This is a genomic window from Micromonospora sp. HM134 (genome assembly GCF_007833915.1).
GTDB classification, from domain to species: domain Bacteria; phylum Actinomycetota; class Actinomycetes; order Mycobacteriales; family Micromonosporaceae; genus Micromonospora; species Micromonospora wenchangensis.
The window spans coordinates 3,908,717-3,923,563 of sequence record NZ_CP041061.1 but is presented as its reverse complement, the minus strand read 5'-3'; the positions used below and the strand labels follow the sequence as shown (position 1 = coordinate 3,923,563).

The window sequence follows — 14,847 nt, the reverse complement described above, 5'->3', positions numbered from 1 at the left end:
GCTAGTCGGAGGTCAGGACAGCTCCCGCACCGCCTCCAGGATCAGCCACAGGCCGCAGATGGCGAAGAGCACCGCCGCGCCGTACCGGATGGTCCGCTCCGGCAGGTGCCGGCCGAGCAGCCGGCCGACCAGGATCGCCAGGGCGTCGGCGGCCACCATGCCCAGCGTCGAGCCGAGCCAGGTGCCGAACCAGCCGTACTTGGTGGCCAGGGTGATGGTGGCGAGCATCGTCTTGTCGCCCAACTCGGCCAGGAAGAACGCGACACCGACGGCGACGATGGCGGACTTGCCGGTCTTCTCCGCCTTGCGCTTCTCCTCCTCGGTGAGTTTGTCCCCGCGCAGCGTCCAGGCGCCGAAGCCGAGGAACGCCAGGCCGGCGACCAGCGAGATCCACCCGGTGGGCAGGGCCGCGTTCAGGCCGACCCCGATCGCCACCGAGGCCAGGTGCACGATCGCGGTGGCGACGGTGATGCCGATCAGCACCGGGACCGTCTTGAACCGGGTGGCGAACGTGAGCGCCATGAGCTGGGACTTGTCACCCAGCTCGGCGACGAAGATGACGCCGAAGCTGACGACCAGCGCGACGAGGAAACCGTCCATGAGGAACCTTCCCGATCAGGCCGGGAGGAGGTGACGGGGCGACCTCGACCCGGCTGTGTGACAGCCTGAGTCGAAGGTCTCGCCCGCCCCACCGCTGGTGGGGCCGCGTGGCCGGGTGCGGAACGCACCAGTGTGTCGACCACGACATTGGGGGCTACTCCCCTTCGCGCCGCCAGCCTAACCGACCGGCCCGACCGGCCGGTGCGCCGGGTGCGCCACGTCACCCCGGAGGGTGCCCGTCGACGCCCCGACGCACCGGCCGGCGGTGTCGTCACCGGCGGTCGCGCCCCGGCGGACCGGCCGGCGGCAGTTCCGGCGCGGTCGGTCAGGCGGCGGCGCGGTCGGTCAGGCGGCGGTCCCGGCGCGGTCGGTCAGGCCGCGCGGGCCAGGGTCACCCCGAACAGGTCGTCCGGGTCGGTCCAGAACTCCGTCGGCAGGAACCCGGCCGCCGTCAACTCCGCGCCGATCCCCGCCGGCCGGAACTTCGCCGACACCTCCGTACGCAACTCCTCGTCGGCGGCGAAGTCGACGGTCAGGTCGAGCGCGTCGACGCGGACCCGCATCGGGCGTCGGGCCCGCAGCCGCATCTCGATCCACTCCTGCGCCGGGTCCCAGTGGGCGACGTGGGCGAACGCGTCCGGATCGAAGTCGGCGGCAAGCTCCCGGTTGATCACCCGCAGCACGTTGCGGTTGAACTCGGCGGTCACCCCGGCCGCGTCGTCGTACGCCGGGACGATCACCGCCGGGTCCTTGACCAGGTCGGTGCCGATGAGCAGGTGGTCGCCCGGCTCCAGGGCGGCGCGCATGGCGGCCAGGAAGTCGGCCCGCTCGGCCGGCACCAGGTTGCCGATGGTGCCGCCCAGGAAGACCACCAACCGGCGGCCACCGGTCGGCAGCCGGTCGAGTTGCCGGGTGAAGTCGCCGACGATGCCGCGTACCCGCAGCGCCGGATAGTCGGTGGCGATCTGCGCGGTGGACTGCCGCAGCGCGCTCACCGACACGTCCAGCGGCACGAAGGTGCCCAGCCCGCCGTGCCGGGTGAACGCGTCCAGCAGCAGCCGGGTCTTCTCCGACGAACCGGAGCCCAGCTCGATCAGCGTCTTCGCCCCGGTCGCCGCCGCGATGTCGGGCGCCCGGACGGCCAGCACCGCCCGCTCCGCCCGGGTCGGGTAGTACTCCGGCAGCCGGGTGATCTCCTCGAACAACTCGCTGCCCCGGGCGTCGTAGAACCACTTCGGGGGCAGCCACTTGGGGTCGGCGGCCAACCCGGTCCGGACGTCGGACCGCAGCGCCCGGTCGAGGTCCCGTTCCTCCAGGTAGATCTCCAGCGGTTCCGCGCTCATGTCGTCCTCTCCTGTACCGAAAAGGTGCTGTTCCTCCGGTCAATCCAGCTCGCCGACGTGCACGCCGTCCGGTCCCGCCCGGACCCACCGCCGGTCGGGCACCTCCCGCCAGCCGGGCGCGTCGTCCACCGGCTCGGAGGCCAGCAGCGCCGTGCCGTCGTCGGCGCGCACCGACAGCGCGTGCCCCCACACGCTCGCCACCACCGACACACCGTCGGTGAGCAGCAGGTTCAGCCGTGATCCCGGGGCCGAGGCGGCCACCTCCCGGACGGTCGCGGTGACCGCCTCGGTCGGCGGCGCGCCGGCCCGCAGCCGGTGCCGGACCAGCGCCCACAGCAGCGCCGAGTCGGTCGGCGCGTCGAGGGTGAGCAGGTCCCGCACCGGCAGGCCGCCGGCCGGCCCGACGACCGAGTCCGGCCAGCCGCGCACCACCCCGTTGTGGCTGAACAGCCACCGCCCCTCGGCGAAGGGCGCGGCAGCGCTCTCCTGCACCGGCATGCCGACCGTGCCGGAGCGCACCGCCGCCAGCACCGCGCCGGAGGTGGTGACAGCGGCCAGCTCGGGCAGCGTCGGGTCGGACCAGATCGGGCCGGCCCGCCGGTACCGCACGGGGGTTGCGTCGCGCCCCTCCCCGCCGCCGGGGTACCAGCCGACGCCGAAGCCGTCGGCGTTGACCGTGCCGCCGCCGCGCATGTCCCGGGGGGCCCAGGACTGCCGGACCAGCGAGTGCGGCGGGTCGTACAGCAGCGACCGCAGGGTCACCGGGGGGCCGAGGTACGCCAGGTGCCGGCACATCAGGCGACGCCGCCTCTCACCCGTGGGCCTCCTCGGGCCGGGCGTCACGGGCGCAGCGGAAACCGCTGAAGATCTGCCGCCGGATCGGGTGGTCCCAGTTGCGGAAGGTGCCCCGGCAGGCCGCCCGGTCGGTGCCGAACGAGCCACCGCGCAGCACCCGGTAGTCGCCGCCGAAGAACACCTCCGAATACTCCCGGTAGGGGAAGACGGCGAAGCCGGGATGGCCGTGGAAGGGGCTCGCCGTCCACTCCCAGACGTCGCCGATCAACTGGTGCACGCCGAGCGGCGAGGCGCCCGCCGGGTAGGCCCCGACCGGCGCCGGCCACAGGTGCCGCTGCCCCAGGTTGGCGTGCTCGGCGGTCGGCTCGTCGTCACCCCACGGCCAGCGCCGGGACCGGCCGGTCGCCGGGTCCCAGCGGGCCGCCTTCTCCCACTCCGCCTCGGTGGGCAGCCGCTTGCCGGCCCAGCGCGCGTACGCCTGCGCCTCGTGCCAGCAGACGTGCACCACCGGCTCGTCGTCGCGGACCGGTGCCCACCGGCCGAACCGCTGGTACGCCCAGCCGTCGCCGTCGCGTCGCCAGTGCATCGGCGCGGTCAGCCCGGCCTCGGTGCGGTGCCGCCAGCCGGCCGCGCTCCACCAGCGCGGGTCGTCGTACCCGCCGTCGGCGAGGAACTCCCGGTACGCCCCGTTGGTGACCGGCGTCGCGTCGATGACGTACGCGGGCAGGTCGACGGTGTGCGCCGGGCGTTCGTTGTCCAGCGCCCACGGGTCGGTCGAGGTGCCCATGGTGAACGGCCCCGCCGGCACCAGCACCTCGGCGGCGACCCGGGCCCGGGGCTCGGGGGGCGGGGGCGCGTCGAGCACCGGTGGCCCGGAGCGCAGCTGGTGGGTGGCGAGCATGGTCTCGTCGTGCTGCTGCTCGTGCTGCACGATCATGCCGAAGACGAAGCCGTCGGCGACCAGCGGCCGCTCGGTGAACCGGACCCCGTCGAGCAGGTCGTGCACCTTGTCCCGCACGGTCGCCACGTAGGCCCGCGCCTCGGCCGGGGGCAGCAGCGGCAGGGCGGGGCGGTCCTTGCGGGGCTGTTTGAACGCGTCGTACAGGTCGTCGATGTCCCGCCGCACCGGCTCCCGCCCGCCGACGTCGCGGACCAGCCACAGTTCCTCCTGGTTGCCCACGTGGGCCAGGTCCCAGACCAGGGGGGACATCAGCGTCGAGTGCTGCCGGACCAGGTCGTCGTCGTCGACCGCGCTGGTCAACGCGTCGGTACGGGCCCGGGTCCGGGCCAGTTCGGCGGCGATCCGGCTGCGCAGCGGCTCGGCCTGCGCGCCCGGTTGTTCGGTGGTGGTCACCGGTCTCCCCTCTCCGCGGCGGCGATCCGTCGGCGGATCCCGCGGTCGATCTCGTCGTGGGTCTCGGACGGCAGGTCCAGCGTCGGCAGCGTCTCCCGGGCCAGGTCGAGCAGGGCCACGGCGGCCCCGGCCAGGGCCGGGTCGGCCAGCCCCCGCCGGGCGGCGGTGCGCCAGCGGTCGGCCACCGGCGCGGCGATCGTGCGGGCCGCCCGCACCGTCCGGTCGTCGCCCAGCAGCGCGGTCAGCACGGCCAGGGGAAGCGTCCAGTCCCGGCCGGGTTGCGCGTCGAGGTAGCGGACCTCCAGGTAGCCGCGCGGACGCACCGGTGGGAAGAGGGTGCTGACGTGGTATTCCAGGTCGTCGGTGGTGGGCGGGTCGGGCAGCGCCCCGGCGATCCAGTCGGCGAACGTGACCCCGGGCGGGGGTGTCCAGTCGGGGCCGGCGTGGCGCAGGCAGAGCAGTGGTGCGGCGAGGACGTACTCCGTCCAGGCGGCGACCGGGTCCCGGTCCGGGTGCTGCGCCGACCAGACCGGGCCGGTGCGGGCCGGGTCGATGTCCAGCCAGGCGGCCATCCGGGCGGACGCCCAGCCGGTGGGCCGGCCGGCGTGCCGGTCGGCGGTGGCGAAGGCCGCCACCAGTGGTGGGCCGATGGCGTGCACCGCCGCCCAACGCTCGGCCAGGCCGGCGGCCGGGCCGACGTCGAGGCAGACCTGGAGGCCGGCGGTGCTGTACATCATGGTCTGCCCGGCCGGGCCGCGCCGGTCGAAGACGCAGCGCATGGCGCGGTAGCGCGGGGTGTCGACCACCGGGCGGGGGGCCCGCCACGGGTCGATGCCGGTCCGCCCGCGCACCAGTCCGGCACGGGCGAGCAGGGCGTCAAGTTCGTCGATGTCGGCCTGGGTGGCCGAGACCAGCGCGGCGACCGAGGATCGCGGCGCGGTGGACACCTCCACCTGGCCGCCCGGCTCGACGGTCACGGTGCTGCCGTGCCGCAGGGGGCGGGCCGGGCCGGTGTCGTCCAGGGTGGGTGGGCTGTGGGGCCCGAGTGCCGCTCGTAGCCGCGCCCGGTCCAGTGGCCGGGCGGGGTCGGCGGCGTCGTGGACGGTCCATTCCAGTTCGACGCCGGTGAGGGTGGGTGGCCCGGTCTTGAAGCAGATGCGGGCCAGGTGCCCGGCCGCCCCGGCAACCTCGCCGAGCACGGTCGACCGGTCCAGCCCCGGCGACGTCACCACGAGAAGGTCCCCCTCCCGACGCAGGGTCCGGCCATGCCGGCCGGTGGGCAGGGCCGCCGTGGGCCGGCCCGTCCTCCATCTTCTGTCTCAAGGACCGATCCCGCAGACCCGACGGGAAGAAATAATTGTGAAGCCTTTTCGACTAGTTCTTACGGCCGTGCCCACCACCGGGGCCGGCCGGACCGCCGGTGGCGGCGGGTGGCCCGCCGGTGCCGCCGGGCGGACCGGAGGGCGATCGCTGCGGGACCACGGTGCGGCAGTACGCCTCCACCCGGTCGGCCCCGCCCGCGGCGGCCACCAGGTCGGCGTAGCCCGGCTTGGTCAACGCCTTCGCCCGCTGCGGGGGCGGCTTGGCCAGGTAAGCCCGGCACTGCCCGACCAGCTTGCCGGCGTTCGCCGGCCCACCCGGACCGGGCGGCGCGGGGGGCACCGAGGGGCCGCCGCCGGGCGCGGTGCCGCCGGGCCGTCGCGACGGGCTCTGCCGGGACGGCTCGGACCGGTGCGGGGACGGCGGGGCCGATCCGGTCCCGGTGACGGACGGGACGGGTCCGGGTGCCCGCTCGGCGGGACGGTCGAGGGTCACGGCGGCGAAGGCCACCCCGGCGGTGGCGGTGGCGGCCAGTCCGGCGATCCAGGCCACCACGCCGGTGGTCAGCCGGGGACGCCGCCGGACGGCCGGGGCGGGCCCGGGTGCCGCCGCGCCCCGGGCGGCCCGGAACGCCGCCAGCGCCGCCTGCTCGCCGGCGAGTTCCTCGGGGCGCGCCGGTGCGGCGGCGGCGGCCAGCAACCGGGTGAGCGGGTCGTCGGTGGGCGGCGGGGCGTCGGGCCCGGTCGGATCGAGCAGCCGCTCGGCCTCGGCCCGGCTCTCCGGCCGGCCGGAGCGGGCCGACCGGCGGAGGTTCATCCAGTCTCCCGTCATGTCAGCCGTCCGCCGGCTCGGCCCGCGACGCGTGCGGCGTCGGCCGGGGGCGGGGCGGGGCGACCCGCTCGTCGTCGGACGACCGGGGGGCGTCGCCGCGTTCCAGCATCGCGGCCAGCCGGCGCAGCCCCCGGTGCGCGGCCGTGCGGACCGCACCCGGCCGGCGGCCGAGCACCCGGCCGGCGGTCTCGGCGTCCAGCCCGATCACCGCCCGCAGCAGCACCGCCTCGGCCTCCCGGGGCGGCAGGGTGGCGATCAACGCCAGCGCGGACTCGGTGCCGATCGTCTCGCCGGCCCGTTCGGCGGTGTCGGCGTCGCTGGCGAGGTCGCTGAGGGCCTGGACGGGCACCGGCAGGGACGGGCGGCGACGCTGCCGGCGCAGGTGGTCCATGGCCCGGTTCCGGGCGATGGTCACCGCCCAGGCGCGGAACTCGCCGCCGGTGAACCGGGACAGGTCCCGGGCGATCTGCAGCCAGGTCTCGGAGGCCACGTCCTCGGCGTCCGGGCCGACGAGCGCGGTGAGGTAGCGCAGCAGGCCCGGCTGGAGGCTGCGGTAGAGGACCCGGAACGACTCCTCGTCGCCGGCCTGCGCCGCCGCGACCGCCCCGGTCAGGTCATCGGTCACGGCCGGGCCGCCCCGTCGACCGACCCGGGCCGGCGGCCGGCGGACATGCCGCCGCCCCGGCCCGACCAGCGGACCCCTTCGCGCACCTTCAGCCCCCCCGCTGCCCCGCTCGCACCCGACGCCGGAGGTCGGGTGACCCGTCTGGACGCCGCCGGGGAGAGTACGGCGTCGGATCTGGGCGCGGTACCGGCACCGGGACGGGCCAGAGGGGGCAACACTAGGAGCCGGAGCGGGGCGCAGGCAAGCGGTCGACCGGGCGGAAAGGGTGAGATAGATCAATCTCTCTGGCGGCGCGTCGGAGTAACGCCGATCACCGTCCGGACGCCCGCCCGCGACGCCCGTCGTCCCGATCCCGAGGTCACGACGCACCCCCGGTGACCCCGCGTCAATCATCGGTGACCGCCCGTCAGGTCATCCCCCGCCGGGACCCGGACAGGTCGTCCCACGAAGAACCGGAAGGGATATCGGCGTCTGCCGGACGGGAGGACCCTGGGTACGGTATGGGGGTGTTGTCATCCGAGGTCGTGCTCAGCGGTCGCTACCGCCTGGACGAACGTGTCGCCACCGGCGGCATGGGCGACGTGTGGCGGGCCACCGACCTGGTTCTCGGTCGCCAGGTCGCGGTGAAGGTGCTGCTGCCGGCGCTCGTCTCGGACCCCGACTTCATCGCCCGGTTCCGCGCCGAGGCGCGGATCATGGCGGCGCTGCGTCACCCCGGCATCGTGCAGGTCTTCGACTGCGGTGAGGACCGGCTCGCCGACGGCGGCCGGGCCGACTACCTGGTCATGGAGTTCGTCGAGGGCGAACCGCTGTCGCGGCGGATCGAGTCCGCCGGCCACCTGGACGTGGCCGAGACGATGTCGGTCGTGGCGCAGGCCGCCCAGGCCCTGCACGCCGCGCACGCCGGCGGCATCGTGCACCGCGACGTCAAGCCGAGCAACCTGCTGGTGCAGGAGGACGGCACGGTGGTGCTCGTCGACTTCGGCGTCGCCCGCTCCACCAATGTGACGAGCATCACGAGCACGAACGCGGTGCCGGGCACCGCCCTCTACATGGCGCCCGAGCAGGCGTCCGGCCGGCCGGTCTCGGCCGCGACCGACATCTACGCCCTCGGCGCGGTGGCCTACTGCTGCCTGACCGGGCAACCGCCGTTCACCGGGGACAACCCGCTCCAGGTGGCCGTACGGCACCTGGACGACGAGCCGCCGGAGCTGCCCGCGGACATCCCGGCGGCGGTCCGGGCCCTGGTGGCGCGGGCCCTGGAGAAGGACCCGGCGGACCGCTTCGCCACCGGTGCCGAGATGGCCACCGCCGCCCGCGCCGCCGCCGGTGACGACACCGCCGCCGCCACCACCGCGCTGGTGACGACACCGCTGCGCGACCCGTCCGGGGCCGACGGCGTGCGGGTCGGCCCGGCGGTCACCGGGCAGACGGTGGTCGGCTCGGGGTCGCGGCGGGGCCGCCGGGGTTCCCTGGTCGGCGCGCTGGCCGCGGTGCTGGTGGCGTTGACCGCGCTCGGTGCCGCGTTGGGCGCCTCGAAGTCGCTCGACAGCGGCGTGCCGAACATCCGCAGCACCGGCCCGGCGGTGGCGCCCACCGACCGGACGGAGGTCCCGGCGGTGGTCGAGGAGACCGGCTCCGAGGAGTCGCAGCGTCCGCCCCGCCCAACCAGCCAGTACGAGAAGCCGTCGCCGTCGGTCTCGGTCAGCCCGACGCCGCTGCCGAACGGCTCATCCGTGCCGCTACCGACGAAGTCCGCGCCGCCCACCCCGTCGGAGCCGGCCACCTCCGGGCCACCCCCGACGGAGACGCCCACCACTGGGCCGCCCCAGGGTGAGCCGACGGCGACCCCGACCGAGGCGGGCGGCGGGGGCGGCACGGGCGGCACCAACCAGGCGCCCCCGGGCAGCTGACCGGTCGTCGCCGGGCACCGGGAACACCGCGGACCCCAGGAATACCAAAACGGACGTAGATCGCCATATCGCCATCTAGGCTCCCTGCAAGGACACGCTTGCAGGGAGCCCCGGGTGAACGCACAGAAGCTGGTCGTCATCGGCCAGGGATACGTCGGACTGCCACTGGCCATGCGCGCCGTCGAGGCCGGGCTGGACGTGGTCGGGTTGGACGTCGACGCCGACCGGGTCAAGCGGCTCGCCTCCGGTGAATCCTTCGTCGAGGACATCCCGGCCGACCGGCTGGGCCGGGCCCTGGCCAGCGGACGGTACCGGCCGAGCACCGAGTACCCGGACGCCGAGGGTTTCGACATCTGTGTGATCACCGTACCCACCCCGCTGCGCGACGGGGTCCCCGACCTGAGCTTCGTCGAGCAGGCCGGCACCGCCGTCGGCCCGTACGTCCGGCGCGGCTGCACGGTGGTGCTGGAGTCGACCACCTACCCGGGCACCACCGAGGAACTGCTCCGGCCGCTGCTGGAGGCGGCGAGCGGGCTGCGCAGCCCGGGTGACTTCCACCTCGGTTACAGCCCGGAGCGGATCGACCCGGGCAACCCGACGTGGCGGCTGGAGAACACCCCGAAAGTGGTGTCCGGGGTGGACGCGGCGTCGCTGGCCCGGGTGGACGGCTTCTACCGGCGGCTGGTCGAGCGGACCGTGCCGGTGGACTCGACCCGGGTGGCCGAGCTGACCAAGCTGATCGAGAACACCTTCCGGCAGGTCAACATCGCCCTGATCAACGAGCTGGCGATGGCCTCCCACCAGCTCGGCATCGACGCCTGGCAGGCCATCGAGGCCGCCTCGTCCAAGCCGTTCGGGTTCATGCCGTTCCGGCCCGGCCCGGGGGTCGGCGGGCACTGCCTGCCGATCGACCCGTGCTACCTGTCCTGGCAGGTCAAGCGCACCCTGGGCCGACCCTTCCGGTTCATCGAGCTGGCCGACGACATCAACCACCAGATGCCCGAGCACGTGGCCCAGCGGGTGATGGCCGGGTTGAACCGGATCGGCCGCCCGGTCAACGGGGCCCGGCTGCTGCTGCTCGGGCTGGCGTACAAGAAGAACACCGGTGACATGCGCGACTCGCCGGCGGTCGACGTGGCCCGCCGGTTGCAGGCGCTCGGCGCGGACGTGCACGCGGTGGAGCCGTACGCGGAACCGCAGCACATCCCGGGCGGGGTGGTGGTGGTCGACCTGACCGCGCGGGAGGTCGCGGCGGCCGACGCGGTGGTCCTGGTGACCGACCACGACAGCTTCGACTACGACCTGGTCACCCGGCACGCCCGGTACGTCTTCGACACCCGGGACCGGTGCCGGGGTGAGATGGTGGAACGGCTCTGACCGTCGCCCCGCCGGACGGCGGGGCGACGGCCGGTGGTCACTCCGCGCCGAGCGCCTCGACCACCGGGCGGGCCAGGGCGCGCCGGGCCGGCAGCACCGACGCGGCCAGCGCGGCGAGCACCGCCACGGCGAGGACCAGCCCGAGCCGGTCCCAGGGCAGCACCAGCGTGAAGCCGCCGCCGAGCCGGGCCACGAAGGCCACCGTGCCGGCGCTGACCGCGACCCCCAGCGCGGTGCCGAGCACCGCCCCGACCAGGGCGGTCAGCACCGCCTCCATGGCCAGCAGCAGGCGCATCCGCCCCCGGGACAGCCCCACGGCGCGCAGCACGGCGTTCTCCCGGGTCCGTTCCACCACCGAGAGGCTGAGCGTGTTCGCGACGCCGACCAGGGCGATCACCACGGCCAGGCCGAGCAGCGCGGTGACGAAGGCGAGCAGCATGTCCACCGTGCCGGTGAGCATCTTCTTGTAGGCCGCCTGGTCCAGCAGGTTCACCGTCGGATACCGGGCGACCACCGCCCCGACGGCGGCGCGGGCCCGTTCGGCGGACACCCCGTCGGCCGGCTCCACCTCGACCAGTTGGCCGCGTTCGTCGGGGTAGAGCGCGGTGAAGTCGGGATCGACCAAGTCGACGACGTGCCCGGCGGGCACCCCGGGCGACGCCGGGCCGTCGTCGGTGACCACCGCGGCCACCCGGAACGGACGCCCGGCGACGGTGACCGTCGACCCCACCCGCCAACCCCGGGCGGCGGCCAGCCCGCGGTGCACCAGCACCGACCCCGGCCCCAGGTCCGCGACGTCCCCGGCGTCGACCGCGGCGAGGGTACGCCGGACCAGCGCCGGATGGGCCGAACGCAGCTCCACGCCGTCGACGACCCGGTTGCGGTGCTCGTGCACCACCCCCACCTCGGGTCGGGCGGCCAGCTCACCGGCGAGCGGGGCGGGCAGCTCGACGCCGACGCCGGTGACCACGAAGTCGACGCCGATGCGGGCGTCGACCCCGCGTTCGACGCCCACCTTGACGCTGCCCGCGCCGACCACGAACGCCGAGACCAACCCGATGCCGATCACCAGGGCGGTGGCGGTCGCCGACACCCGGCGCGGGTTGCGGGCCGCGTTGGCCACGGCGAGCGCGGCGGTGGCCCCGAACACCGGCCGCAACGGCCGGCCGAGCAACCGGACCAGCGCCGGCACCAGCAGCGGACCGAACAGGACGATCCCGAAGAAGGACAGCACCCCGCCCACCGCGACCAGGACGATCTGCCCGACGGCGGCGGCCCCGGCCAGCGCGGCGATGCCGGCGACGCCGACCAGCGCGCCGAGGGTCAGCCGGACCCGCCCGGCGCCCCGGGCCGGGTGCCCGGCGGCGTCGGTGAGGGCGGCCACCGGCGACACCCGGGTGCCCTGCCAGGCGGGCAGCAGCGCGGACCCGACGGTGACCAGGATGCCGAGCAGCAGGCTGACCCCGACCGTCCGGCCGGTCACCGTCAGGCCGGCGACGGACAGCGGCAGGTCGAGCCGGGGAACCAGGGCCGCCGCCCCGGCGGCCAGCCCGGCCCCGAGCCCGACCCCGAGGGCCGAGCCGGCCAGCCCGAGCACCGCCGCCTCCAGCACGGCGGCCCGGAAGACCTGCCCCCGACGGGCCCCCACCAGCCGCAGCAGCGCGGTCCGCCGGGCCCGCTGGGCGAGCACGATGGCGAAGGTGTTGGCGATGACGAACCCGGCCACCACCACCGCCACCCCGGCGAAGATGAGCAGGACCAGGCGGAACTGGTCGAGGTCGCGTACCCCGTCCTCGACGGCCTCGTCGAGGATGCGCTGCCGCGACTTCACCGTGGCGTCCCCGCCGGCCACGGCGGTCACCCGGTCGGCCAGGGCCGGCCCGGCCGTCCCCGGGGCGGCGGCCACCATGATCCGGTCGTAACCCGGTCTCCCGCTGACGGCCAGCGCGTCCGCGCCGACCAGCCCGACGAACGGGCCGCCGACGTCACGCGTGCTGCCGGCCACGTCGACCGTGCCGACCAGGGTGTACGGGCGGGCCGCGCCGGTCGCGCCGCCGACGCCGACCGGGCCGCCGAGCGTGAATCCCTGCGCGGCGACCGTGGGCGCGTCGAGGACCACCTCGCCGGGACGGTCGGGCAGCCGGCCGGCGACCACGTCGTAGGAGCGCAGCGCGGGTTCGGTGGGGATCGCGGCGAGCAACCCGACGCCGGGCACCGGCCGGCCGTCGACGCCGACCACGCCGGCGAGGGCGGTCAGCTCCCCGGCCGCCGCGGTGACCCCGTCGACCGTGCCCACCCGGTCGACCAGGGACGGCGGCAGGGTGCCCCGGTCGGCGTAGACACCGAGGTCGGTGTGCCGGTCGAAGGCCCCGGCCCGCTCGTACGCCCCGGCCCGCATGCCGTCGGTGAGCATCAGCGTGCCGGCGACGAAGGCGACGCCGAGCACGATCGCCACCGAGGAGAGCAGCAGGCGCAGCACGTCGGCGCGCAGCGTACCCAGGGTCAACCGCCACATCCCGGTCACCGCCCCCACCGGTGGCGGCCGGAGCCGGCCCGGGGGCCTGCGGGGCGGCGGTCCCCGGCGGGTGGCCGGGGCGCGGGACGGACGGCGGCAGGCACGGACATGGGGACTCCCGGTCGGCGTGGTACGGGTCCCCTCCGACGCTAGGCAGCGCCCCGGCGGCCCGCGTCCACCCGTACGCGCGACCCGGCTGCGCCACAGGTCGACCCCGACCGTGGTGACCCGTACGACCCAGGTCGTACCCGGGTTCACCCGCCCGGGGTGACCAGGCCGCTCTCGTACGCCAGGACCACCACCTGGACCCGGTCGCGGAGCTGGAGCTTGGCCAGGATCCGCCCGACGTGGGTCTTCACGGTCGCCTCGGCGACGTGCACCCGGGCGGCGATCTCGGCGTTGGCCAGCCCCTGCGCCACGAGCAGCAGGATCTCCCGTTCCCGGTCGGTGAGCTGGGCCAGTCGCGGGTCCTCGGCGGGCGCCGGGCCGAGCCGGTCGGCGAACCGGTCGAGCAGCCGACGGGTGATCGACGGGGCGACCACCGAGTCCCCCTCGGCGACCACCCGGATGGCCGCCAGCAGTTCCTCCGGCGGCACGTTCTTGAGCAGGAACCCGCTGGCCCCGGCGCGCAGCGCGGCGAACGCGTCGGCCTCGGTGTCGAACGTGGTGAGCACCAGCACCCGGGGCCGGCCGTCGGTGGAGGCCGCGCAGATCCGGCGGGTCGCCTCGACCCCGTCCATGGTCGGCATCCGCAGGTCCATCACCACCACGTCGGCCTCGACCCCGGCCAGCACCCGCAGCGCGTCCGCCCCGTCGATCGCCTCGCCGACGACGCTCAGGTCGGGTTGGGAGTCGAGCACCATCCGGAATCCGGCCCGGACCAGCGCCTGGTCGTCCACGATCACCACTCGCACCGTCATGCCGCGATCACCTCCGCCTCCGGGGTCGACGGTAGCGGCAGCCGTACCTCGACCTGCCACCCGCCACCGGTTCGGGGGCCGGCGGTGAGGCGGCCGTCGTACACGCCGACCCGCTCGCGCATCCCGACCAGGCCGTGCCCGCCGGAGGGGGCCGGCCGGGCCGGTGGCCGGCCGCGCCCGTCGTCGGTCACCCGGACCACCAGCCCGTCGTCGACGCCGAGCACGACCGTGGCGTGCGCGCCGACCCCGGCGTGCTTGAGGGTGTTGGTCAGGGCCTCCTGCACCACCCGGTAGACGGTCAGGTCGAGCCCGGGTGGCAGGGTGGCCGGCACGTCCCCGGCCCGGTACCCGACCCGCAGGCCGGCGTCGCGGAACCGGCCCACCAGCGCGGGCAGTTCGGCGACGGTGGCGCGGCGGCGTTCCGGCTCGCCGCTGGGGGTGTCCGCGCCGGGGCCGGTCGTCGTCTCCGGTGGGTCGGGCTCACGCAGCACGTCGACGAGCCGGCGCATCTCCTCCAGGGCCTGCCGGCCGGTGTCGGCCACCACCTTGACCGCGTGCCGGGCGGTGTCCGGGTCCCGGTCGAACATCAGCCGGGCCCCGTCGGCCTGCACGATCATCACCGCCATGCTGTGTGCCACGACGTCGTGCAGCTCGCGGGCGATCCGGGCGCGTTCGCCGACGACTGCGGCGCGGGCCTCGGCCTCGCGTTCCCGCTCCAGGGTGGCGGCCCGCTCCTCCAGGCTGAGCACGTAGAGGCGGCGGGTGCGGACGTTCAGCGCGGCCAGCCACACCCCGCCGGTGATCAGGCCGAAGTAGATCGCGGTGGCCCACCAGGCGGCCTGGGAGACGGTCTGCGAGGCGGCCAGCAGCACCCCGACGGCGGCGACGGCGCCGGCCAGCACGCCGTCGCGCAGCCGGTCGGCGTACTTGACCACGCTGTAGAGGGCGATGAGCACGGCGATGTCGTAGGCCAGCGGCCCCCACCCGGCGGCCACCTGGACCAACGCCAGTGCGGCGACGACCGCCGCGACCAGTGAGGGGTGTCCGCGCCGGAACAGCAGGGCCACCGCCATGCCCAGGCCGACCAGTGCCGACGGCCAGCCGCCGGGCTGGGTCCACACCCCCGGCTGGGCCGCCGTGACCAGGGTGAAGAGCACCACCAGCGCGCTGACGCAGAGGTCGAAGGCGACGCCGCGCAGCGGGCGACCGAACAGGGTACGGCTCACGGTGACCGAGCGTAGTGCCCCGTCCGGG

The 14,847-nt window shown here is 75.6% G+C and carries 12 protein-coding genes; 2 read left to right on the top strand and 10 right to left on the bottom strand.

Annotated features, from left to right (window positions below):
* Positions 1-12 precede the first annotated feature (12 nt).
* From FJK98_RS16755 to FJK98_RS16725, 7 genes are all read right to left on the bottom strand, one after another.
* The gene (locus FJK98_RS16755) at positions 13-600 is read right to left on the bottom strand and encodes a TMEM165/GDT1 family protein (protein WP_145919853.1); all 588 of its coding nucleotides are present in this window, start codon (positions 598-600) and stop codon (positions 13-15) included.
* A gap of 371 nt (positions 601-971) precedes the next feature.
* Positions 972-1,943, bottom strand: a complete 972-nt coding sequence (egtD, locus tag FJK98_RS16750) for an L-histidine N(alpha)-methyltransferase (RefSeq protein WP_145919852.1) — start codon at positions 1,941-1,943, stop codon at positions 972-974.
* Between the two features lie 39 nt (positions 1,944-1,982).
* Positions 1,983-2,738 carry an ergothioneine biosynthesis protein EgtC gene (gene egtC / locus FJK98_RS16745; RefSeq protein ID WP_145919851.1) on the bottom strand — a complete coding sequence of 252 codons (756 nt, stop codon included), beginning with the start codon at positions 2,736-2,738 and terminating at the stop codon, positions 1,983-1,985.
* Between the two features lie 16 nt (positions 2,739-2,754).
* The gene (gene egtB / locus FJK98_RS16740) at positions 2,755-4,092 is read right to left on the bottom strand and encodes an ergothioneine biosynthesis protein EgtB (protein ID WP_145919850.1); all 1,338 of its coding nucleotides are present in this window, start codon (positions 4,090-4,092) and stop codon (positions 2,755-2,757) included.
* Positions 4,089-5,324, bottom strand: coding sequence for an ergothioneine biosynthesis glutamate--cysteine ligase EgtA (gene egtA, locus FJK98_RS16735; protein WP_145919849.1), 1,236 nt, complete (start codon positions 5,322-5,324; stop codon positions 4,089-4,091). The genes egtB and egtA overlap by 4 nt, the downstream gene beginning before the upstream one ends.
* Before the next feature lie 142 nt (positions 5,325-5,466).
* The gene (locus FJK98_RS16730; RefSeq protein WP_145919848.1) at positions 5,467-6,228 is read right to left on the bottom strand and encodes a hypothetical protein; all 762 of its coding nucleotides are present in this window, start codon (positions 6,226-6,228) and stop codon (positions 5,467-5,469) included.
* Positions 6,229-6,244: 16 nt separating this feature from the next.
* Positions 6,245-6,868 carry an RNA polymerase sigma factor gene (locus tag FJK98_RS16725; RefSeq protein WP_145919847.1) on the bottom strand — a complete coding sequence of 208 codons (624 nt, stop codon included), beginning with the start codon at positions 6,866-6,868 and terminating at the stop codon, positions 6,245-6,247.
* 500 nt (positions 6,869-7,368) lie between these two features.
* Here FJK98_RS16725 and FJK98_RS16720 point away from each other — a divergent pair, with 500 nt between their 5' ends.
* On the top strand, positions 7,369-8,781 hold the full coding sequence (locus FJK98_RS16720) for a serine/threonine-protein kinase (RefSeq protein ID WP_145919846.1): 1,413 nt from the start codon (positions 7,369-7,371) through the stop codon (positions 8,779-8,781).
* Positions 8,782-8,895: 114 nt separating this feature from the next.
* The gene (locus FJK98_RS16715; protein WP_145919845.1) at positions 8,896-10,158 is read left to right on the top strand and encodes a nucleotide sugar dehydrogenase; all 1,263 of its coding nucleotides are present in this window, start codon (positions 8,896-8,898) and stop codon (positions 10,156-10,158) included.
* Positions 10,159-10,195: 37 nt separating this feature from the next.
* On the opposite strand, the gene FJK98_RS16710 is transcribed toward FJK98_RS16715, so the two are convergent.
* From FJK98_RS16710 to FJK98_RS16700, 3 genes are all read right to left on the bottom strand, one after another.
* Positions 10,196-12,673, bottom strand: a complete 2,478-nt coding sequence (locus FJK98_RS16710; protein ID WP_145922816.1) for an ABC transporter permease — start codon at positions 12,671-12,673, stop codon at positions 10,196-10,198.
* A 254-nt stretch (positions 12,674-12,927) separates the two neighbouring features.
* Positions 12,928-13,593 (bottom strand): response regulator transcription factor, encoded by a 666-nt coding sequence (locus FJK98_RS16705; protein WP_145919844.1) that lies wholly within the window; start codon positions 13,591-13,593, stop codon positions 12,928-12,930.
* Complete coding sequence (locus FJK98_RS16700; RefSeq protein WP_145919843.1) at positions 13,590-14,819, bottom strand: sensor histidine kinase; 1,230 nt, start codon at positions 14,817-14,819, stop codon at positions 13,590-13,592. The genes FJK98_RS16705 and FJK98_RS16700 overlap by 4 nt, the downstream gene beginning before the upstream one ends.
* Positions 14,820-14,847: the final 28 nt, after the last annotated feature.